Annotated in this window: 20 protein-coding genes; 11 read left to right on the top strand and 9 right to left on the bottom strand. The window is 65.6% G+C overall.

The genetic code is table 11. The annotated features are described in order from the left end of the window. Positions 1-102: 102 nt before the first annotated feature. On the top strand, positions 103-1,656 hold the full coding sequence (locus tag AC6H0N_RS03910) for a bifunctional aminoglycoside phosphotransferase/ATP-binding protein (protein WP_497572746.1): 1,554 nt from the start codon (positions 103-105) through the stop codon (positions 1,654-1,656). On the opposite strand, the gene AC6H0N_RS03905 is transcribed toward AC6H0N_RS03910, so the two are convergent. Genes AC6H0N_RS03905 through AC6H0N_RS03895 form a run of 3 tightly spaced genes read right to left on the bottom strand, consistent with a single transcriptional unit; the run spans position 1,653 to position 3,716 of the window. Next, complete coding sequence (locus tag AC6H0N_RS03905) at positions 1,653-2,093, bottom strand: PaaI family thioesterase (protein WP_497572745.1); 441 nt, start codon at positions 2,091-2,093, stop codon at positions 1,653-1,655. The genes AC6H0N_RS03910 and AC6H0N_RS03905 overlap by 4 nt on opposite strands. Positions 2,094-2,127: 34 nt before the next feature. Further along, entirely contained in the window at positions 2,128-3,084 is a 957-nt protein-coding gene (locus tag AC6H0N_RS03900; protein ID WP_497572744.1) for a hypothetical protein, read from the bottom strand. 50 nt (positions 3,085-3,134) lie between these two features. Further along, positions 3,135-3,716, bottom strand: a complete 582-nt coding sequence (locus AC6H0N_RS03895) for an LOG family protein (protein WP_497572743.1) — start codon at positions 3,714-3,716, stop codon at positions 3,135-3,137. A gap of 221 nt (positions 3,717-3,937) precedes the next feature. Between AC6H0N_RS03895 and AC6H0N_RS03890 the strand changes: the two genes are divergently transcribed. The 3 genes from AC6H0N_RS03890 (at position 3,938) to AC6H0N_RS03880 (ending at position 8,200) form a co-directional block, all read left to right on the top strand. Next, a complete protein-coding gene (locus AC6H0N_RS03890; RefSeq protein WP_497572742.1) occupies positions 3,938-5,779 on the top strand; it encodes a putative bifunctional diguanylate cyclase/phosphodiesterase in 1,842 nt (613 codons plus the stop codon). Positions 5,780-5,864: 85 nt separating this feature from the next. Then, positions 5,865-6,905, top strand: coding sequence for a selenide, water dikinase SelD (gene selD / locus AC6H0N_RS03885; RefSeq protein WP_497572741.1), 1,041 nt, complete (start codon positions 5,865-5,867; stop codon positions 6,903-6,905). A gap of 83 nt (positions 6,906-6,988) precedes the next feature. Further along, positions 6,989-8,200: an MFS transporter gene (locus tag AC6H0N_RS03880; protein ID WP_497572740.1), complete on the top strand. Its 1,212-nt coding sequence runs from the start codon at positions 6,989-6,991 to the stop codon at positions 8,198-8,200. A gap of 7 nt (positions 8,201-8,207) precedes the next feature. Here the strand turns inward: AC6H0N_RS03880 and AC6H0N_RS03875 are convergent, their stop codons facing one another. The 4 genes from AC6H0N_RS03875 to trxA all read right to left on the bottom strand — a co-directional run bounded on the left by AC6H0N_RS03875 (position 8,208) and on the right by trxA (position 10,150). Next, on the bottom strand, positions 8,208-8,789 hold the full coding sequence (locus AC6H0N_RS03875) for a putative pterin-binding protein (RefSeq protein ID WP_497572739.1): 582 nt from the start codon (positions 8,787-8,789) through the stop codon (positions 8,208-8,210). Positions 8,790-8,859: 70 nt separating this feature from the next. Next, positions 8,860-9,288: a cupin domain-containing protein gene (locus tag AC6H0N_RS03870; protein ID WP_497572738.1), complete on the bottom strand. Its 429-nt coding sequence runs from the start codon at positions 9,286-9,288 to the stop codon at positions 8,860-8,862. Positions 9,289-9,464: 176 nt separating this feature from the next. Continuing rightward, a complete protein-coding gene (locus AC6H0N_RS03865) occupies positions 9,465-9,692 on the bottom strand; it encodes a hypothetical protein (protein WP_497572737.1) in 228 nt (75 codons plus the stop codon). A 92-nt stretch (positions 9,693-9,784) separates the two neighbouring features. Next, positions 9,785-10,150 carry a thioredoxin gene (trxA, locus tag AC6H0N_RS03860; RefSeq protein ID WP_497572736.1) on the bottom strand — a complete coding sequence of 122 codons (366 nt, stop codon included), beginning with the start codon at positions 10,148-10,150 and terminating at the stop codon, positions 9,785-9,787. Between the two features lie 133 nt (positions 10,151-10,283). On the opposite strand from trxA, the gene AC6H0N_RS03855 reads away from it, so the two are divergent. From AC6H0N_RS03855 to AC6H0N_RS03845, 3 genes are all read left to right on the top strand, one after another. After that, on the top strand, positions 10,284-10,823 hold the full coding sequence (locus AC6H0N_RS03855) for a DUF924 family protein (RefSeq protein WP_497572735.1): 540 nt from the start codon (positions 10,284-10,286) through the stop codon (positions 10,821-10,823). Then, on the top strand, positions 10,823-11,206 hold the full coding sequence (locus tag AC6H0N_RS03850) for a cupin domain-containing protein (RefSeq protein ID WP_497572734.1): 384 nt from the start codon (positions 10,823-10,825) through the stop codon (positions 11,204-11,206). The genes AC6H0N_RS03855 and AC6H0N_RS03850 overlap by 1 nt, the downstream gene beginning before the upstream one ends. Before the next feature lie 95 nt (positions 11,207-11,301). Beyond that, the gene (locus tag AC6H0N_RS03845; RefSeq protein WP_497572733.1) at positions 11,302-12,081 is read left to right on the top strand and encodes an oxygen-binding di-iron domain-containing protein; all 780 of its coding nucleotides are present in this window, start codon (positions 11,302-11,304) and stop codon (positions 12,079-12,081) included. Position 12,082: 1 nt separating this feature from the next. Here the strand turns inward: AC6H0N_RS03845 and AC6H0N_RS03840 are convergent, their stop codons facing one another. Continuing rightward, on the bottom strand, positions 12,083-12,535 hold the full coding sequence (locus tag AC6H0N_RS03840; RefSeq protein WP_497572732.1) for a methyltransferase family protein: 453 nt from the start codon (positions 12,533-12,535) through the stop codon (positions 12,083-12,085). A gap of 68 nt (positions 12,536-12,603) precedes the next feature. Continuing rightward, a complete protein-coding gene (locus tag AC6H0N_RS03835; protein WP_497572731.1) occupies positions 12,604-13,806 on the bottom strand; it encodes an ammonium transporter in 1,203 nt (400 codons plus the stop codon). Positions 13,807-14,092: 286 nt separating this feature from the next. On the opposite strand from AC6H0N_RS03835, the gene AC6H0N_RS03830 reads away from it, so the two are divergent. The 4 genes from AC6H0N_RS03830 to AC6H0N_RS03815 all read left to right on the top strand — a co-directional run bounded on the left by AC6H0N_RS03830 (position 14,093) and on the right by AC6H0N_RS03815 (position 19,871). Then, positions 14,093-15,499, top strand: a complete 1,407-nt coding sequence (locus AC6H0N_RS03830; RefSeq protein WP_497572730.1) for a TonB-dependent receptor — start codon at positions 14,093-14,095, stop codon at positions 15,497-15,499. 611 nt (positions 15,500-16,110) lie between these two features. Beyond that, positions 16,111-18,174 (top strand): DUF1631 family protein, encoded by a 2,064-nt coding sequence (locus AC6H0N_RS03825; protein WP_497572729.1) that lies wholly within the window; start codon positions 16,111-16,113, stop codon positions 18,172-18,174. Beyond that, positions 18,171-19,106 carry an HDOD domain-containing protein gene (locus tag AC6H0N_RS03820; RefSeq protein ID WP_497572728.1) on the top strand — a complete coding sequence of 312 codons (936 nt, stop codon included), beginning with the start codon at positions 18,171-18,173 and terminating at the stop codon, positions 19,104-19,106. Before AC6H0N_RS03825 ends, AC6H0N_RS03820 begins: the two co-directional genes overlap by 4 nt. A gap of 33 nt (positions 19,107-19,139) precedes the next feature. After that, positions 19,140-19,871 carry a DUF4197 domain-containing protein gene (locus AC6H0N_RS03815; protein ID WP_497572727.1) on the top strand — a complete coding sequence of 244 codons (732 nt, stop codon included), beginning with the start codon at positions 19,140-19,142 and terminating at the stop codon, positions 19,869-19,871. Positions 19,872-19,905: the final 34 nt, after the last annotated feature.

Below are 19,905 nucleotides of genomic sequence, written 5' to 3'. Positions count from 1 at the left end.
ATGCTGCCATAGAAACATGCGCTTACAGTCACCCCGGGCACGTCCTTCGGTCCTCGATGGTGATTAAAATCGCATTCCTGCAACGTTTTCCGGGCCGCACTCATGATCAGCTCCGTCGCCATCGACAACCTCGCGCGTAACGGCCGCTTTCCGCACCCGGCCGGTGACATCGAGTGCATCGAAACCCATGCCTCGTGGGTGATCCTCGCCGGCGACTTTGCCTACAAGATCAAGAAGCCGCTCGATCTGGGCTTTCTCGACTTCTCCACGGCGGAGCGCCGCCGCGCGATGTGCGCGGAGGAAGTGCGCCTGAATCGTCGCACTGCACCGGAGATTTACGAGGACGTGGTCGGCGTGTATGGCGGCGCGGACGCGCGCATCGGGCCCGTCGACGGCGCGCCGGAATTCGCTGTGCGTATGCGCCGCTTTGATCAGGGCGGGCTGTTCGCGCACATGCTGGCGGATGGCGGGCTGACAGCGGCGCACATGGACGCGCTTGCCGGCCACGTGGCCGATTTCCATTCCGGCGTTGCCGTGGCCCGGCCCGGCGAAGGCTTCGGCACGGCCGAGGCGGTGGTCTTTCCGGTACAGCAGAACTTCGACCAGATGCGCGAGCTGGTGTCGGACGCTGTCTTGCTCGAACGCATTGGCCGGCTGGAGGCCTGGAGCGCGGAACAGTCGCGCCGGCTCGCGGCGACCTTCGATGCGCGGCTGGCCGATGGCTTTGTGCGCGAGTGTCATGGCGATCTGCATCTGGCCAACATCGTGTGGCTGGACGGCCGCGCGCGGCTGTTCGACGGCATCGAATTCAACCCGCAACTGCGCTGGAACGACGTGATGGCCGACGTCGCCTTCCTCGTCATGGACTGCGAGGCACGCGGCCGCGCCGACCTCGCCAACGTCTTCCTCGACGCCTGGCTGGAAGCCGGCGGCGACTACGATGGTCTGCCGCTGCTGGCCTACTACGTGGTGTACCGCGCCATGGTGCGCGCCAAGGTCGCCGCCATCCGCATGCGACAGGCGCAGGGCGACGAAGCCGTCGCCTGCCGTGAGGAACTGGTGCTGTACCTTGACTACGCGCTGGCACGCATCGACGCCGGGCAAGCGGCGCTGTGGATCGCCAGCGGCCCGTCGGGCGCCGGCAAGAGTGTTGGCGGACGCACGCTGGTCGAGCGGCGCGGTGCGATCCGTATCCGCTCGGATGTCGAGCGCAAGCGGCTGGCGGGTCTCAAGGCTGGCGAACGCGCCACGGCGGCTGTTGGTGAAGGCCTGTACTCGGCGGACATGACGCAGCGCACCTATGCGCGGCTGCAGGACATCGTGCGTGCCGTGGTGGCGGCCGGACGCCCGGCGCTGGTCGACGCGACCTTTCTCAAGCGCGCCCAGCGCGATCAGTTCCGCGCCTTGGCCGGCGAACTGGGCGTGCCGTTTGCGATTCTGGCTTTCGATGCGCCGCCCGAGGTGCTGCGTGAGCGCGTTGCCAAACGCGCTGCTGAAGGGCTGGACGCTGCCGACGCGGACGTACAGGTGCTCGAACACCAACTCGCCACGCGCGAGTCCTTGGGCGCCGACGAGCCCGCGGTGCCGGTCGACACCTCACGCGAAATCGACTGGGACGCCGCGCTGGCCCGGCTCGACGCGATCCAGCAGGTTTAGCCCTTCGGGTACAGGATCATCTCGGTGCAGCGGAACAGCGCGATGCGCCGCTCGGTGGTTTCGTCGAACACCTCCGCGTCCCACACCTGCGTGGTGCGCCCGGCGTGCACCGGGCGGGCCTCGCTGCGGATCGCGCCTTCGCGCACGGTGCCGAGGAAGTTGCTTTTGAGTTCGATGGTGGTGAAGCCGGAGGCGCCGTCGGGCAGGTGCGCGACGGTGCCGAAACCGCAGGACGTGTCGGCCAGCGCGATCACCGTGGCGGCGTGCAGATAGCCGTTGCTGGCCATCAGCTCGGGGCGCACGGCCAGGCGTGCGCGCACCAGGCCGGGCTCCAAATGCGTAAATTCGATGCCGAAGTGGCCCGGCAGGTGGATGCCCTTTGCGCGCTGCTGCAGCACTTCGAGGCTCATGTCGGGGACGAGGCGGGGGCTGCTCATCGGTGCTTTCCGTGAAGTGGGCGACTCCCCGAGGCTACCCCTGCGCCGGGGCCTCGCGCAATCGTCGGTCCAGCATCGGCAAGCGTGCCAGCACGGCGATCACCAGCAGCGCGAAGACCACGCGCGCCCACAAGATGCCGGACAGGTCGGCGCCGAGCAGCACGATCAGCAGGGTGTCTTCGATGACGCTGTGGCACAGGCCGAGAAAGCCCATGGTCAGGAACATGTCGCGGCGGTTGAGCACGCCCGAGCGGGCCTCGCGGATCAGCAGCCCGGCGCCGAAGCTGATGCCCAGCGTGAAGCCGATCACCGTGATGTGGCCGGCCTCACGGCTGATGCCGATGAAGCGCAGCATGGGGGCGAGCAGGGCGTGGATGAAGCGCTCGACGCGCAGTGCGCGCAGCGCCTTGAGCGACAGCATCAGGGCGGCGATGACGACGAAGATCAGCGCCAGCATCTGCAACTGGGCGAGGCCCCAGGCGAGCAGACTGCTATCGGCGGGGCCGGCCGGTTGCCACAGCAAACGCGCGGGTTGCTGCAGCGTGGCGCTGGCCGAGTAGCCGAGGTTGAGCAGCGCGCCGAGCGCCAGTGCGCCGCCCAGGCGGATGGCCAGGGTGGCGCGCCAGGACACGCCGGCGGCCTTGGCCACGGCGCCCTCAACGGGCAGTGAGTGGGCGACCAGGATCATGGTGCCGAGCACCGTCACCTCCGCCACCGACAAGCCGATCTGCGGCGCGACGTCGAAGAACACCACCATGGCGGTGTAGATGTTCACCAGCAGCGCAGCGGCCCACACGATGGCGATTTCGTCGGGCAGGCCGACCAGCGACATCACCGGTGAAAGCGCGACGGCCAGCCAGCGGGTGCCGCCCAGCAGATCGAGCGCCTTGACCACGATGAGCGCCGGCACCATGACCTTGAGCAGCGTGAAGTACACGCTGAACAGGTCGGCGCAGAAGCCCTTCACGCCGGTGCTGTGCCTGCTCGCCATGATCGATTCGTCCCTGAAAAGGCGCGGATTCTACGCCTATGTGATGGGTGTTACACCTCGCCGCGGCCGAGCCAGCGGTCTACGTTGGGCGGCTGCCAGTCGGCGAAGCGCTCCAGCAGCGCAGCCGGCGTGTCGGCGACCTGCAGCACCTCGCGCACGCTGGGCGCCAGCAGGCCCTCGTCGCGCGCATGGTCGAGAAAGGCCAGCAGCTTTTCGTAGTAGCCGGCGACGTTGAGCACGCCGCAGGGCTTGCGGTGGAAGCCGAGTTGCGCCCAGGTCCAGATCTCGAACAGTTCCTCGAAGGTGCCGATGCCGCCGGGCAGCGCGATGAAGCCGTCGGAGCGGTCGGCCATCACGGTCTTGCGTTCGTGCATGGAGCGTGTCACGACCAGTTCGGTCAGGCCGGGGTGGGCCAGTTCTTTCTGCATCAGCGATTCGGGGATCACGCCGACGACTTCCCCGCCGGCCTCCAGCACCGCATCGGCAACGACGCCCATCAGCCCGACCGAGGCGCCGCCATACACCAGCCGCAGGCCGCGCTGGGCCAATTCGGCCCCCAGGCTGCGCGCGCCTTCCGCGTACACCTCTCCGCGCCCGCGTGCCGCACCGCAGTACACACAAATGCTTTGCATCCATCCTCCTCCTGGGCAAACGGCTTCGTCGATAGCGGTGCTATTGCACGCCCCAAACCCGAAAATGCCGGCAATGCCTCTTGGATGTTAGGAAAAACTACGTAAAATCCGCCAATCGCAGCACGTCCTGGAAACCCTTGTCCCCGTAATGAGGATCGCATGACCCGGACCCGAGGCTGTTTCACCTCTCGCTTTGCCGCCTACCAGCGGCTCCTCGTCGCATGACGCTCGGCATCCCGCGTGCCAGTCAGCGGCTGCAAATGTTCGCCGCCGGCCTCGCGCTGATCGTGGCCGCCTCGCTGCTGGTGGCCTTCGAGTATGTCGACAGCCGTGGGCACATCGTTTCGTCGCTTGAAGCGGAAGCCCGCATTGCGTCGGCGCGCGCTGCCGCCGCGCTTGAGTTCGATGACGCGAGTTCGGCCCGTAGTCTGCTCAACGACCTGGCTTCGCATCCGCTGATCGGTCAAGCGGCGCTGCTGCGTTCCGATCCGGCCGGCACCTTCACCGTTCTGGCTGCGGAATCGATGCAGGGCGCGGTGCCGCCGGATTTCGCTCAACCGGACGGTGGCGCCCTGAGCCCCGGCGTCAGCCTGTCCCTTCCCGCCACCGGCCCGAAGCTGGGTGAGCTGCGCATTCTCGCCGATCAGCAGGTGCTGGTCATCCGCATGATGCGCTACATGAGCCTCATCGTCGTGGTTGCCGGCATTGCCTTCGGCGCCGCCTGCCTGCTCACGCTCGGGCTGCGCCGGCGCATTCTGCATGCCGAGCGCCAGCTCACCACGCGCGCCCACTTCGACGAGCTGACCGGCTTGCCAAACCGCAGCCTGTTCAACGATTGCATGGCAAAAGCTATCGAAAGCTCACGCAGCACGCAGCAGTCATTTGCGGTGCTGTTCTGCGATCTCGACCACTTCAAGACCGTCAACGACAGCCTCGGTCACGAAATCGGCGACCGGCTGTTGCGGATCGTCGGCTCGCGTTTGCGCGCCGCAGTGCGTGACCGCGACACGGTGTGCCGCATGGGCGGAGACGAGTTCGTCGCGCTGATCGCGCACTGTGATGCAGAGGCGGCGGTCGGTGCAGCCAACCACATCATCCGTCGCCTCTCGGAGCCCTACGGCATCGATGCCCACACGCTCAACGTCGGGGTCAGCGTGGGCATCGCGCTGTATCCCAGGGATGGTGCCGACGGCGGCGCGCTGCTGCGTGCGGCGGATACCGCCGTATATGCTGCCAAGGCCGCCGGCCGTGGCAGCTGGCGTTTTTTCTCGCCCGAGCTGGAAGTGCAGGCGCGCGAGCGGCTCGACATCGAGACCGGCTTGCGGCGCGCCCTGGCCGGCGGCGAACTGTATGTGCACTACCAGCCCAAGGTCGATTCGGCCACGCGCCGCGTATCCGGCGCCGAGGCCTTGCTGCGCTGGAAGAGCGCCGATCTCGGCGATGTTCCGCCCGGCCGTTTCATCCCGGTTGCCGAGCAGAGCGAGTTGATGGGCGAGATCGGGGCCTGGGTGCTTGATGTGGCCTGCCGTGATGCCGCAGCCTGGATAGTGCAGGATGACGACTTCTCGCTGTCGGTAAACCTTTCGGCGCGTCAGTTGCAGGACCCTCACTTCACGGCCTCGGTCGCGTGCTGCCTGGAGCGCCACGGCATCGCGCCCGAGCGGCTGGAGCTTGAGATCACCGAGAGCGCGCTGCTGGTGCACTCGCCCGAGGTGGCGGCCAACCTGCGCGGGCTGGGTGCGCTGGGGGTGCGTCTGGCGCTGGATGATTTCGGCACCGGTTGTTCATCGCTTGGACACTTGCGTGATCTGCCGCTGTCGCGGCTGAAGATTGACGGTGGCTTCGTGCGCGACCATCCGGGCCATGCGCGTGATGCCGCCATCGTGCAGGCCATCGTGTCGCTGGCGGCGGCCTTCGGCCTGAAGGTGGTGGCAGAAGGGGTCGAGACAGAAGCGCAGCTCGACGAGATCACCGCCGCGGGCTGCGGTGAGGCGCAGGGCTGGCTGTTCGGTCAGGCCCTGCCGGCGGACGAATTTGCCTGCCGCCACCTTTCGATTCACTGAATTGCCCGACCGATTTGCCGCGCTGCAGCGCGCACGCTAGCATCCCCGCTCTGCCCCATCCTGCGGGCCTCGAAGCGGACCTCCGATGAACGACATCCGACTTACCCAGTTCTCCCACGGCGGTGGCTGCGGCTGCAAGATCGCACCTGCGTTGCTGTCGCGCATGCTCTCGGCAATGCCGCCCGGCCTCGTGCCGGCCGATCTGCTGATCGGTACCGAGCACTCGGACGACGCGGCGGTCTATCGCCTCAACGACCGCCAGGCCATTGTTGCCACGACCGACTTCTTCACGCCGATCGTCGATGACCCCTTCGACTTCGGCCGCATTGCCGCCACCAACGCGTTGTCGGACGTCTACGCCATGGGCGCGCAGCCGATCATGGCGCTGGCGATTGTCGGCATGCCCATCGACAAGCTGTCGCCGGAAGTCATCGGCCGCATTCTCGAAGGCGGCGCCTCGGTGTGTCGCGACGCGGGGATCCCGATTGCCGGCGGGCACTCCATTGACGTGCTCGAGCCGATTTACGGGCTGGTCGGGCTCGGCGTGGTCGATCCGGCGGAGGTCAAGAGCAATGCCGGCGCGCAGGCCGGCGACACGCTGATTCTGACCAAGCCGCTGGGCATCGGCGTGCTCTCGGCCGGGCTCAAGAAAGGCCAGCTCTCGCCGGACGATTACGCCGAGATGCTGCGTTGGACGACCACGCTCAACCGCGTCGGCACCACGCTGGCCAAGATGCCCGGCGTGCGTGCGCTGACCGACGTCACCGGCTTCGGGCTGGCCGGCCATCTGCTGGAGATCTGCCGCGCTTCGGGCTTGGCGGCGCAGCTTGACGCCGCGCGCCTGCCTTTCATCGACGCCGCGCTGGCACTGGCCAAGGCCGGCGTTGCAACCGGCGCTTCGACGCGCAACTGGGCCAGTTACGGCGACGCGGTGACGCTGCCGGGCGATGCGCCGGAATGGCTGCAAAAACTCGTCACCGACCCGCAGACCAGCGGCGGTCTGCTGATTGCCTGCGACCCGGCTGCGGAAGGCGAAGTGCTGGCCGCGATTCGCGCGGCGCAAGGTAACGACGGCTGGGTGATCGGCCGGCTCGGTGCCGGTGAGGCGCGCGTGACGCTGGGCTGAATTCGCCAAGGCCTGAACGCACGAGATCTCAGTCATGGCTCGTGAGGGCGGGCGACGATGTCGCTCTCGCCCGGAGGTTCACGATGTTCCGCTCGATCGCCCGCCCCGACCTCCTCGTCGTCACCCTCGCTGCCGCCGGCATCCTGATGGTGACGATGGGCACGCGCCAGTCGCTGGGGCTTTACGTCGGCCCGCTCAACACCGCGACCGGCCTGGGCATCGCCAGCATCAGCCTGGCGCTGGCAGTGGGGCAGTTCGCATGGGGCGCGATCCAGCCGCTGGCTGGTGCGGCGGCGGATCGCTGGGGGCCGGCGCCGGTGCTGGTGGTGTCCTTGCTGCTGCTGGCGCTCGGTGCCGCGCTCACACCCTTCATGGATTCGACCTGGGGTCTGATCCTTTCGCTGGGCCTGATCACCGCCATCGGCTCTGGCGCGGGCAGCTTCTCGGTGCTGATCGGCGCGGCTGCGCAACGTCTGCCGGCGAGCGCGCGTGGCACGGCCTCGGGCGTCATCAACGCCGGAGGTTCGTTCGGTCAGTTCGTCTTCGCGCCCTTGCTGCAAAAGCTCATCCAGACTGTTGGCTGGATGGGCTCGCTGTGGGCGATGGCGGTGATGACGCTGGCGGCGCTGCCGCTGGTGCGCAAGCTCACCGGCGCGCCGGCCCCGCGCGCGGCCGAGGCCGGTGACGAGCGTGGCGTGCGCGAGACGCTGCGTGCGGCGCTAGGCGACCGCAGCTATCTGCTGCTGCATCTGGGTTTCTTCACCTGCGGCTTCCACATTGCCTTTCTGGTCACGCACCTGCCGACCGAAGTGGCGCTGTGCGGGCTGCCGCCAACAGTGGCGAGCTGGTCGCTGGCGATTATCGGGCTGGCCAACATTTTCGGCAGCCTGTACGCCGGCGCGTGCATTTCGCGCTACCGCAGCAAGCACGTTCTGGCGGCGATGTATGCCTCGCGGGCCTTGCTGATTGCGGTGTATCTGATGTCGCCGCAGACGCCGCTGACCTTCTATCTGTTCGCCGCCGGCCTGGGCTTCACCTGGCTGGCGACGGTGCCGCCGACGGCTGCCATTGTCGGCAAATTGTTCGGCGTGCGGCACATGGGTACGCTGTTCGGGCTGACGGTGTTCTCGCACCAGATCGGCGGCTTTCTCGGTGCCTGGCTGGGTGGGCTGGCGGTAACCACCTTGGGCGACTTCACGTGGATGTGGTACGCCGACATGGCGCTGGCCGCCGCCGCCGCGGTGATCAATCTGCCGATCCGCGAGGCGCCGGTGCTGCGCCCGGCCCACGCCTGAGCCGGCTTCAGGCCAGCATCACCTCAATGTGATAAAGCCCCCACGGGCAGCGCGCGAAACGCTCGGCCAGCGGTTTGTCCATCATGCCCGGCGCGCGTGCCGGATCGTACATGGCCCACAGCGGGCCGACGCCCCCCATCGACAGCGCCGCGCCATCCATGTGCGTGGCGACGATGAATTGCAGTTCGCGCGCCTCGTCGATCGTGAGTTGCGCACCGTAGCCGTCGACGGCCCGCAGAACCAGCAAGCCGTCGTGCACGCGCACACCGGCGGCGGTCAGCACCGTGGTCAGCAGCGGACCGCTGATGCCATGCGTCGCGCCGTCGTACTCGACAACGGTCTGGATGGAATGTGTCGGCAGTGCAGACAGCGCAGCGAAGTCAAAGGCATGGGCACGCTCGAACTCGACACCATGCTTTTCCATCAGTTGGTCGAGCTTGCCGCTCGGGCCGCGGTTGCCGCCCGGAAAAGCGCCGCTGATGGTCAGCAGGACCGGACCTGAGCGGGGCGAAGCCGAGGCTTTTGGGGTGATGAACGGCGCCGCTGCGATGCCGGCGGCAGCCGTTGCGATGAAGGTGCGTCTTTTCATTTGTCCACTTCCGGATTGATCTGATTATTGTTGCGGCCGTGCATCGAGGCGCGGCCTGCAGGACTGCGTGCTACTTTTTCTCGGTGACGGGCAAGCCGCCGATACCGGCATAGAACACCACGATTTCGGCGGTCGTATCGCCGTCGTTGCGACCGTAGTGCCATTTGTTGACGAGCTCGATGATGGCGTCGCCCGCCCTCATTTCCAGCGTGTCGCCCGCTTCCGAGACCACCGTGAGCTGCCCCGTCAGCAACACGCCGGCGTTGATCACCGGGTGTTTGTGCAGCGGTAGCGCGGTGCCCGGCGGGATGCGGATACGAAGAATACTGATTTCCGGGGATGCGCGTGGATAGTTCGGCAGCGCGCTGCCGTCCCAGCTTTGCGTGCTGCGTGCCAGCACCTCCACTTCGATGGCGGGCGTGGCGTCGGACTGAGCCTGGACGCCTCCCGGGCCAGCGGCCAGCAGGGCAAACACGCCCGCGATGGCGATCGATCTCATGCTTCTCCTCCCCCTCGGCTCGCACCTTTTCGGTGGATTTCTCGAGTACTGCGACGTCCGCGTGTGGCAGCACCAGACGCGCCTTCCAGCGGCGGGTAAGCCACGCAAAACTGGAGTCCGAGAAGAATACGACATGAGTGGGGTCGCAGCGGTAGTTTCAGGCACGGAAACGTGTGTCATTGAGCACGCGTCGGATCTGAATGATCAGCACTCCACCGTGCTTCAGCATGCTCCACAGGCGGCCAAACTCCTCGCGCGGGCGGCACGACGCGCTGCGCCACGGTTGCCAGCGTGCGCGCCAGAAAGGCGCGATAGCGCGCAGCCGTTGGTTCGTTGTCGTGGAGCTTGGAGTGGCCGAACTCGGCCTCTTGTTCGAGCGATAAGGCGGGGTCGAGGAACAGCATCGCGCAAGTGCCGCAGCCAAAACAAAGCCGCCCGTCGCAATCGATCGGGCGGCTTTCCGGTGCCGCATTTAAAGGGCAATCGGGGACATGTCTCAGCCCGGAGGGTCTTCCTCCGCCTCGGCGCGGACCTTGTCCATGTCGAGTTCGCGCACGCCTGCAATCACGCGCTCAAGCGCATTGGCCGGCAGGGCGCCGGACTGGCGGAATACCATCACGCCCTCGCGGATGGCCGCGATGGTGGGGATGGAGCGAATCTGGAAGGCAGACGCCAGTTCGCGCTGGGCTTCGGTGTCGACCTTGCCGAAGACAACGTCGGGATGGCTCTCGGATGCGGCTTCGAAGGTTGGCGCGAAACCGCGGCACGGGCCGCACCACTCGGCCCAGAAGTCGAGCAACACGATGCCGCCGGCGTCGACGATCTCGTTGAAGTTTTCAGCGGTGATCTCGCGTGTGGCCATGGTGACCTCCATTCGTGATTTCTGGTGCCAAACATAGTGCCCCTCGCGTGGGGGGCGCGTCATGCGGAACAGTGTATCGGACCATGTTGTCGATTAGGCTCACCCTTCCTGTCACGCCGAAGCGAGCCCGCCGATGAACGCTGAAGACATCCTGCACTATTGGTTCAACGAACTCCAGCCACGCGACTGGTGGCGCAAGGACGAGGGGATCGATCTGGCCATCGCGCAGCGCTTCGGCGCGACGCTTGTCGCCGGCTCGCGCGGCGAGCTGTCTGACTGGCGCGACACACCGCGTGGGCGGCTCGCCGAGATCATCGTGCTCGATCAGTTTCCGCGCCAGATCCACCGCGACGCACCCGGAGCCTTCGCGACAGACGGCATGGCGCTGGTGCTGGCTCAGGAGGCCGTCCGTGCCGGCGCCGACAAGGTGCTGTCGGGCGCTGAGCGTGCATTCCTGTACATGCCGTACATGCACAGCGAATCGGCCGCCATGCAGGTCATTGCCGTGCGCCTGTTTGACCAGCCCGGGCTTGAGGGCAACCTGAAATTCGCCCTTGCCCACAAGGACATCATCGACCGCTTCGGACGCTACCCGCATCGCAACCGCATCCTCGGGCGCAGCAGCACGCCGGAGGAGGAGACCTTCCTGCAACAGCCGGGGTCGAGTTTCTGATGCGCGCGAGCATCCGGCACGACGAGGGCGGCGAATACTACTTCCGCGAAGGCTGCTACATCAGCGAATGGTCAAACACGGCCGACGACCCGGCGCTGTCGGTGGCGCGTGCGCGGGTGATGCCCGGCGTGGTCACGCGCTGGCACCGGCTGGCAGGCGTGACCGAGCGCTACGTCGTGCTGTCCGGCGAGGGGCGGGTGGAGCTGGGCGCGCCCGATTCACGCATCGTCGAGGCAGTAGGGCCGGGCAGCGTGGTGATCATTCCGCCCGATACGCCGCAGCGCATTGCCAACGTCGGTCGGGAAGAGCTCATCTTCCTCGCGCTGTGCACGCCACGTTTCGTGCCTGAGGCCTACGTTGAGTGCGCGCCGGACGAGGTTTGACCTCGATCAAAGGTCATGCGTTTGGCAACAACGGCGCCAGTGCCCTCGCGTACATTCCGGGCTCCACCGCAACCGCGGTTTGAAGCGGAGTCCAGATGGCAGTCGAGCTTTTCAACAATGGCAAACATGCCTGCCTCGCGTTCTACGACCTCGTCGACGAGGAGGGCGACCACGCGGTGCAGTCCAACCAATTCCTGATCGTCGACAACGGGCACGGCGCGCTCCTCGACCCTGGCGGCAACATGACTCACGCCGGCCTGCTGATGGGCATGCAGCGCTACTTCCCGTCGCGCAATCTGGATTACATCCTGGCATCGCACGCCGATCCGGACATCATCGCTTCGCTCAACAAGTGGATGATCGCCACGCCGTGCAGGGTGCTGATCTCGAAGCTGTGGGTGCGCTTCCTGCCGCACTTCACCTCCGGCAAGGACTACTCAGCGCGCATCGAAGGCATCCCGGACAGCGGCATGATCATCCGCCTCGGCCAGTGCGGCCTGCAGGCCGTGCCGGCGCACTTCATGCATTCCGAGGGCAACTTCCAGTTCTACGATCCGGTGTCGAAAATCCTGTTCTCGGGTGACATGGGCGCTTCAATGGTCGACCACGACGAGGCCGCCGAGCCAGTACGCGATTTCGACGCCCATGTACGGCACATGCACGGCTTTCACAGCCGCTACATGGTGTCGAACAAGATCTGCCGCTTCTGGGCCAACATGGTGCGGACGCTCGATGTGGAGATGATCGTGCCGCAGCACGGTGCCCGTTTCGAAGGCAAGGAGATGGTCGAACGTTTCCTGAAGTGGATCGAGAATCTGCCCTGCGGCGTGGACCTGATGACGCAGGACCACTACCGCGCGCCTCAGGCGAGCTGACTTACAGCCAGCGCCCCACGCTTCTGGAGTATTCCTCGAACGCCGCGCCGAAGCGTGCGCGCAGTGCGGCCTCTTCGGCGCGGATCTGGACCAGCGTGATCCACACGAAGAACAGCACCGCCAGCGGCAGTGCGGCGGCGTTGCCCAGCCACAGCCCCCACGCCACCAGCCAAAGCAGGTCGCCGAGATAGATCGGATTGCGCGAATGCGCGAACACGCCTGTGGTGATCAGGCTGGAAGCCCGCTCAGGACGGAGCGGATTGACGGTAGTGCGCGCGCGCAGAAACGCCCATACAGCCAGCAGCATCAAGGCCAGTCCGAGTGCCGCCAGCCCTCCGACAAGCCACTCGCGCAGCGGCAGTTCGAAGCGCGCGCGCGGCAGGGCGATATCGGTCAGCCACATCAGCGCGGCCACCAGCGCGGCAATCAGCGGGGGCGGAATCAGGGTCTGCATGCGCACCTCAAAAAACAAAACGGCCGCGGGCATGATACCCGCGGCCGTGGTGCCGAATTTCGATCTGGTCAGAAACTGGCGTCGCGTTCCGGCGTGGCCGAGATCTTGTGGATGGACAGGTCGGCGCCGCGGAATTCCTGTTCCTGATCCAGCCGCAGCCCGACCAGCAGCTTGATCACGCCGTACACCAGCAGCCCGCCAGCGAACGCGAAAGCAATCCCGGCGAGCGAGCCGATGAGCTGCGACATGAAGCTCACACCGCCCAGTCCGCCCAGCGCCGTGCTGCCGAAAATGCCAGCGGCGATGCCGCCCCAGGCGCCGCACAGGCCATGCAGCGGCCACACGCCGAGCACGTCGTCGATCTTCCAGCGGTTCTGCGTGAGGGTGAACAGCTGCACGAACAGGAAGCCGGCGACCAGGCCGATGGCCAGCGCGCCGATCGGATGCACGATGTCGGAGCCGGCGCAAATCGCCACCAGGCCGGCCAGCGGGCCGTTGTGCACGAAGCCCGGGTCGTTGCGTCCGGTCACCAGTGCGGCCAGCGTGCCGCCGACCATGGCCATCACCGAGTTCAGCGCCACCAGCCCGCTGATGCCTTCGACGGTCTGCGCGCTCATCACGTTGAAGCCAAACCAGCCGACCGTCAGAATCCAGGCGCCCAGCGCCAGGAACGGGATGCTGGACGGCGGATGCGCGGCAATGCCGCCATTGGTGTGGTAACGGCCGCTGCGTGCGCCGAGCAGCAGCACCGCGGCAAGCGCGATCCAGCCCCCCACGGCGTGCACCACGATGCTGCCGGCAAAGTCGTGGAAGGTCGCGCCGAAACTGGCTTCAAGCCAGTCCTGGAGGCCGAAGTTGCCGTTCCACACGATGCCTTCGAAGAACGGATAGACCAGACCGACCAGCAGCGCGGTGGCGGCCAGTTGCGGATAGAAGCGCGCGCGCTCGGCGATGCCGCCCGAAACAATAGCCGGGATGGCCGCAGCGAAGGTCATCAGGAAGAAGAATTTGACGAGGTCGTAGCCGCTCTTGTCGGTCAGCGCCTCGGCGCTGGCGAAGAAGTTGATGCCGTAGGCCACGGCGTAGCCGACGAAGAAGTAGGCGATGGCCGAGACGCAGAAATCCACGAGGATCTTGACCAGCGCATTGACCTGGTTCTTCTTGCGCACGGTGCCGACTTCGAGGAAGGCAAAGCCGGCGTGCATCGCGAGCACCATGATGGCGCCCAACAGCACGAACAGCACGTCGGCCGAGGTCTGGAACTGTTCCATGACGAAAACCCCTTTGAAATCTGGATGTGGCGTGCATTTAGCACGTCGCGTGCCAGAGTGCCGCACGCTTATGGATCAATGGCTTGCGCGCAATAACGGTGCGAATGTCTGCGCGCATGCATCATAAAGGTGCGTCGTTTTGCATGCACGCATCATGTTGGTGCGTTGCGCCCTGTTCATGGGCGCCGCCGCGCCGCTACGGTGCATGGGTGGTCGTGGGAGGCTGTGACGCCCTCGCGTATCATTGCGCGCTGCAGCATGCGACGACACGACCGGGAGTTACGCCATGCAGGAACGCGACACCACGCTCTCCACCGAACAGAAGGCGCTTGCCGTCAATCTGGATGAACGCAGCTATGGCTCGATCGTCGAGATCGGCGCGGGTCAGGAGGTGGCGCGGCGCTTCTTCCAGGTCGGCGCCGCCGCCGGCACCGTGGCCAAGACCATGTCGGCTTACGACATGGCGGTGTCGGACGATATTTACGGCTCGGTCGACCGTTACGTCAGTCGCGCACGCCTCGCTCAGATGCTGCAGCACGAGTTTCAGCAGGTCACCAACCGGCTGTCCACCAAACGCTCTGCTGGCACGCAGTTCTTTGCCTACGCGGCGACGGTCACGGCGCGCAGCTTCCGTCAGCAGAACGAATGTCACGGCTGGATCGGCTTGCGCCTGCAACATGCACCCGGTGCCGAGCCGAGCGACATCGTGTTGCACGTGCGCATGCTCGATCACGACAACGCGCAGCAGTCGGAAGCGCTCGGCATTCTCGGCGTGAATCTGGTGCACGGCGCCTTCTTTCACACCGAGCGACCCGAATGGATCGTCGAGGGCCTGGCCGACAACCTCGGCTCCGAGCGCATCGAGGTCGATCTCATCCATTTCTCCGGCCCGGGCTTCGCGGGCGTGGAGAATCGGCTGATGAATTTGCACCTGATTCGCAGCTGGCTCACCCGCGCGGTGATCTTCGCGCCGGATGGTGAGGTGGTCGTGCCGAGCGAGCTGTTCTACCGCAAACCGGTGATGGTGATGCGCGGCAGCTTCAAGCCCGTGACCAAAGTGAACGTCGACATGATGGGCGCCGGTCTGGCGCAGTTCGCGCAGGTGTCGGAAGTGGACGAAACCCGCACCGTGGCGCTCGCCGAAGTGACGATGAACTCGCTGGTGGCCGGAGGCGATGTTGATGCTGCCGACTTCCTCGCCCGCGTCGATCTGCTCAGCGAGTGTGGCTACACGGTCATGATCTCGGACTACGTGCGCTTCTTCCGCCTGCGCGCTTACCTGCGACGCTACACGCGCGAGCCCATCGGCATCGTGCTGTCGGTGCGAGACTTTGCGCGGCTGTTCGACGAGAACTACTACGAGGGGCTGGAGGGCGGCATGCTCGAAGCCTTCGGCAAGCTTTTTCCCGATCACACCCACGTATACGTTTACCCGTCGCGTCCCGACGGCAATGCGCCTCTGGTGACGCTCGACACCGTCGAGGTGCCGGCCCATCTGCGCCACCTGCTGGCCCATCTGGTCGAGAACGGCAAACTGGTGGGCGTGAAACGTTGCAACGAATCCCTGCTGCACATCGACGCCGGTGAGGTGTTCAACGCCATCGCGCGCGGCCGCGGCGGCTGGGAAGCGGAGGTGCCGGAAGCCGTCGCCGCACGCATCATCAGCCAGCGCCTGCTTGGCTTTGCAGACTAGGCTTCCTTCGCTGAAGCAGTGCGACCCCATCCGCGATGCCGTGAGCCGCTCAGCCGGCGGGACCAAGTGCGGCCAGTGGGTCGAATGGTGCGGCATCTGTTGGAACTGATCCCTTGATCACGTCTTCCGTAAGCGCCCAAACGGGGCGCGGAGCGGGGCTTTCGTAACGAATCTGTGCAAAATCGCACAACGTGGATTCGATAAATGCGTCGTCGTGCCCCGGCTGCCCATCAACGGATAGCCGCCGTCCAGGCCCTTGCAAAGACGCTCAACCATGGCTGTGAGCGCGAACGTTGGGATTACTCGCAAACCCTTGCTGCAGGGCTTTCGCCGCGCATGCGCCGCTCGGTCCGGCGAGTCGAAGCCGATTCATGCTGGCTGCGCAGATACATCCGGAAACGCTTGCCTCAAGGCTTCCTGAGCCCAAATCCCGGATGATCCATCTTCGGGTCGATCCCCCATCCTGACCCGTTTCCCGTCTATCGGTCCGACGGGAGGCACGTCATCCGGATGTGATGGGGCTTGTACCATTTCCGCACGGACGCCTCTCGCGCCTGCGCCGTGCGACGATTCCGCGGAGCCCCACCGTGAATAATGCTATCTGTGCCCCAATGCCCGACCGACAGGCCGTCCGCAGCACCCCCTATGCTGGCGTGATGGCCGAGTGCGGTCGCATTCTGCGCCGGCATGCCAACGCCGCCATGGCGATGCAGCATCAGACGCTGACGATCGAAATCGACACGCTGTGCCGGCAAACCTACGAAGCGTCGGAGTCCGACAAATTCGCCGAGTTGCGACGGGTGTTGCTCCAGTCGGGCGATGCGCTGCCGCAGGAGTTTGCAACTGCGCTCGAACGCTTGATGAGCCAGAACGCAAGCCGCCCGCGCAGCGAGGAGCGCAACTACCGTGCTCAACACTTCACCGATGTCGTGCTGTCGCTGGTCGACGACGTAGTGTTTTCTGAATCGCTCGTCATCGGCACCCGCGCCCGCCAGCTGCACAACGCCTGCGAGAACGAGCTGCGCGAGTTGATGCCGCGCATCGCGGTTCTGCTGGGTGTCGAAGGCGAAATCGAGGAAGGGCGCAATCCGCTTGGCCCCGAACTGATCGCTGAGGCACTGAAGGAAGCCTGCTGGTCGCTCGATTGCGGGCTTCAGGCACGCCAGACCTTGCTTGAAATGGTGACCACGCGCATGGCCGGGGAACTGCCTGCCGCCTATCGTGCAATCCAGAAGCATCTGGTGGATCGCAAGGTGTTGCCGCGTGTGCGTCCGAGCGTGCGCCGCGGCGGCCGCCCGGAGCAGACGCGCTCGCAGCGCTCCCCCGAAGCGGCCGGCATGTTGCGCCGCCTTGTGGGTCAGGAGGGTTCTTCGGTTGGTGCATCTTTCCGGCACGAGGCCGCCAACGACGCTGTCATTGACGCGCTGTCGCGCTTGCAGAAAGGCCAGGGCGGCTTTCAGCTGGGCGGGCAGCAATTCAGCATTGATCCGTCTGCGACCGATTCGGTCAACGTCGTTCGCGTACTGCTCGACGCCGGTCTCAACCGTCAGGTCGGGACGCTCGACGGCATCATCATCGACATCGTTGCGACTTTGTTCGATTTCATCTTCGACGACGACCGCGTACCGACCCTGATGAAGGCCTTGATCGGGCGCCTGCAGTTGCCGGTTCTGAAGCTCGCGCTGTCCGACCACGAGTTCTTCTCGGATCGCCAACATCCGGCTCGCCGTTTGATCAACACCATGGCGCAGTCGGCTTCCACCTGGGACGGAGAGTTCACCAACGACTCCAGTCTCTACCTGATCGCCGAGCCGCTGGTGCAGCGCATCCAGGACAGTGGTGGTAACGACGCCGCGGCATTTGTTACCGGCCTGGCGGCTCTCGAAGCCTTTCTGGATGAGCAGGAGCGCCTGGCCGACGAGCGTGCGGTCACCCTCACCGACAAACTGACCGAGCGCGAGGTTGCCGAAATTGCTCGCAGTGTCGCTATCGGTACGGTGGCTCATCACCTTTCAGATCAGACGGTTCCTGAAGTCATCCGCGTACTGCTCGACGTGCGCTGGACGGCCGTGCTGGCCGATGCTGCGCGCGAAGGCGGAGAGAGCGGCGACCGCTGGGTCGAAGCCGTATCGACCATGGACGATCTGGTGTGGAGCATCCGGCCCAAGACCTCGGCGGAAGAGCGGCAGCGGCTGGTCGGGCTGTTGCCGGGGCTGATCTCGCGGCTCAAGCAGGGGCTGGATAGCTGTGGCATGCCGGAGACCGAGCGTAGCGATTTCTTCTCGGACCTGGTCAAGCTTCATGCAAATGCGGTAAAGAATGGCATGCAGATTGCCGTTAGCAGTTCTTGGCAGCCGGCTTCCTTGCCGACGGCGCAAGAGGAATTCCTGGCCGATGACGGGCTGGACGAACTCAAGCGCGGTGACTGGGTGGAATTGCTGTTGGAGGCCGGGCTCCGGCGCGCCGTCAGGCTGACCTGGGTCAGCCCGGCGCGTACCATGTTCCTGTTCGCCAACCGACAAGGTGTGCGGGCCGTTGCGCTGACGCGCAGCGAACTGGCGCGCAAGTTCGAACGGAACGAAGCACTGATGATCGACGACGAGCCGTTGATGGACCGCCTGGTTGCCAACGTGCTCGACGATTACCAACCGCTGGCTGAGGGTATGTCCCCATGAACCAGGTTGCCAAGTCCCGCCCGCAACATGAGGTCGTCCGCGACATCCGGAGCTTTCTCGTTTCGGCCGACGCACTACCCAGCCCCCAGGGCACCGCGTTGCGGATCGTGGAAATGGCTCGTGATCCCGACTCCTCGCTCGAGGACATCGTCAACGTTGTAAAGACAGACCCTGCACTCACCGGCTTCGTGCTGCGCGCCGCTTCCGCCGCGCGTTTTCACGCCATGCGTGGCACGGCCAACGTCCAGACCGCGGTCCAGCGGCTGGGCCTGAATGCCATCCGCAGTCATGCGCTCGTGCTGTCGTTGATCTCCCAGTCGGCCAAGCTGCGCTGCGAAGGTTTCAACTACCATCATTTTTGGGTGGCTTCGCTGCACACCGGCATCCTTACCGATGCGTTTGCGCTGGCCGCACACAACCAGTCCGCCGACGACACCTTCTCGCTGGGCCTGCTGTCGAACATCGGCATGCTCGCCTTTGCCACCGCCGAGCCTGAGGAATACGCGCGTTTGCTGTCGTTCGCGCGCACCTCGCGGTCGGAGCTTGAGCCGCTGGAGCGCGAGGTGTTCGGTTTCGACCATCACGAGCTGTCCGCCGTGCTGCTGGTCGATTGGCAGTTGCCGACCTCCACGGCCGACATCATCTACTGGCAACGCGACCCCGAAGGCGGCGGCTTTGCACCCGGCTCGACGCCGTACCTGCTGACCTGCGCCCTGCGTCTTGCACGCAGTCTGAGTGCCCACGTGCTGGATCTTGGCGGCAGTAGCGATCACCTTGCAATGGCCCGCCTGCGGGCGGCCATTCTGGAACTGGAAGCCGGCCAGATGCAGGAAATCCTCTCCGACTCACTGGTGTCCCTGCGCGAGTGGACACACCTGGTCAGCTTGCCGATGCCGCTCATCGACGCCAGTCGGCTCAACGTGCTGGAGTAGTATCTCCGCTACGACCACCCGCGGAGAACCACATTGAAACGCCGCCGCTTCTGTACTGCCATCGCCCTCTCTACCGTGGTGGGTAGCGCCCACGCCACCGACTGGGGCGGCATGCTCCAGAAGATCATCAACTCGTCCGGCACTGGAAGCGCAGCAGCGCTGACGGAGGCGGAGATGACGGGGGGCCTCAAGGAGGCGCTGGCGGTTGGCGTCGAGCGCGCCATCAAGGGGCTGGCCCGGCCCGGCGGTTATCTCGACGATCCGGCCGTGCGCATTCCACTGCCTTCCACGCTCGAGCGCGCTGAAAAGACCTTGCGCACGCTTGGTCAGGGCAAGGCGGTGGATGACTTCATCGCTACCGTTAATGGTGCAGCCGAGTCTGCCGTGCCGAAAGGCGCCGGCATCGTCGGCGATGCGATCCGCGCCATGAGCATTGCCGACGCGCAGAAGCTCATCAACGGTCCGGATGACGCGGCCACGCAGTACTTCCGTGAGAAAACCTGGGACAACCTTGCTGCCGCCATGTTGCCGATCGTGCAACAGGCGACTGCGCGCGCCGGCGTGACCAACGCCTGGAAGAACGTCGTCAGCCGTGCCGGTCCAGCCGCCAGCCTGTTGGGCGACTCCGCCGATCTGGACGGTTATGTGACGAACGAAACGCTGGATGGCCTGTTCGTGAAACTGGCCGACGAAGAGCGCGCGATCCGCCAGAATCCGATGGCACGCAGCACCGAACTGTTGAAGAAGGTTTTCGGCGCCCGCTAGAGCGCGTGCCCGGTGGGGTGCTCGGGAAGCGCCG

This window comes from Pseudazoarcus sp. NS34, from assembly GCF_059703725.1.
The sequence above is the reverse complement of the archived record's forward strand: the minus strand, read 5'-3'. Positions and strand labels throughout refer to the sequence as shown.

Coding starts and splice junctions, on each gene's coding strand:
- AC6H0N_RS03890 (WP_497572742.1), top strand. CDS start 3,938: ATGACGCTCGGCATCCCGCGTGCCAGTCAGCGGCTGCAAATGTTCGCC.
- AC6H0N_RS03870 (WP_497572738.1), bottom strand. CDS start 9,288: ATGAGATCGATCGCCATCGCGGGCGTGTTTGCCCTGCTGGCCGCTGGC.
- AC6H0N_RS03825 (WP_497572729.1), top strand. CDS start 16,111: ATGCCCGACCGACAGGCCGTCCGCAGCACCCCCTATGCTGGCGTGATG.
- AC6H0N_RS03900 (WP_497572744.1), bottom strand. CDS start 3,084: ATGGCGAGCAGGCACAGCACCGGCGTGAAGGGCTTCTGCGCCGACCTG.
- AC6H0N_RS03845 (WP_497572733.1), top strand. CDS start 11,302: ATGGCAGTCGAGCTTTTCAACAATGGCAAACATGCCTGCCTCGCGTTC.
- AC6H0N_RS03910 (WP_497572746.1), top strand. CDS start 103: ATGATCAGCTCCGTCGCCATCGACAACCTCGCGCGTAACGGCCGCTTT.
- AC6H0N_RS03895 (WP_497572743.1), bottom strand. CDS start 3,716: ATGCAAAGCATTTGTGTGTACTGCGGTGCGGCACGCGGGCGCGGAGAG.
- AC6H0N_RS03905 (WP_497572745.1), bottom strand. CDS start 2,093: ATGAGCAGCCCCCGCCTCGTCCCCGACATGAGCCTCGAAGTGCTGCAG.
- AC6H0N_RS03840 (WP_497572732.1), bottom strand. CDS start 12,535: ATGCAGACCCTGATTCCGCCCCCGCTGATTGCCGCGCTGGTGGCCGCG.
- AC6H0N_RS03835 (WP_497572731.1), bottom strand. CDS start 13,806: ATGGAACAGTTCCAGACCTCGGCCGACGTGCTGTTCGTGCTGTTGGGC.
- AC6H0N_RS03820 (WP_497572728.1), top strand. CDS start 18,171: ATGAACCAGGTTGCCAAGTCCCGCCCGCAACATGAGGTCGTCCGCGAC.
- AC6H0N_RS03865 (WP_497572737.1), bottom strand. CDS start 9,692: ATGCTGTTCCTCGACCCCGCCTTATCGCTCGAACAAGAGGCCGAGTTC.
- AC6H0N_RS03875 (WP_497572739.1), bottom strand. CDS start 8,789: ATGAAAAGACGCACCTTCATCGCAACGGCTGCCGCCGGCATCGCAGCG.
- AC6H0N_RS03855 (WP_497572735.1), top strand. CDS start 10,284: ATGAACGCTGAAGACATCCTGCACTATTGGTTCAACGAACTCCAGCCA.
- AC6H0N_RS03850 (WP_497572734.1), top strand. CDS start 10,823: ATGCGCGCGAGCATCCGGCACGACGAGGGCGGCGAATACTACTTCCGC.
- trxA (WP_497572736.1), bottom strand. CDS start 10,150: ATGGCCACACGCGAGATCACCGCTGAAAACTTCAACGAGATCGTCGAC.
- selD (WP_497572741.1), top strand. CDS start 5,865: ATGAACGACATCCGACTTACCCAGTTCTCCCACGGCGGTGGCTGCGGC.
- AC6H0N_RS03880 (WP_497572740.1), top strand. CDS start 6,989: ATGTTCCGCTCGATCGCCCGCCCCGACCTCCTCGTCGTCACCCTCGCT.
- AC6H0N_RS03830 (WP_497572730.1), top strand. CDS start 14,093: ATGCAGGAACGCGACACCACGCTCTCCACCGAACAGAAGGCGCTTGCC.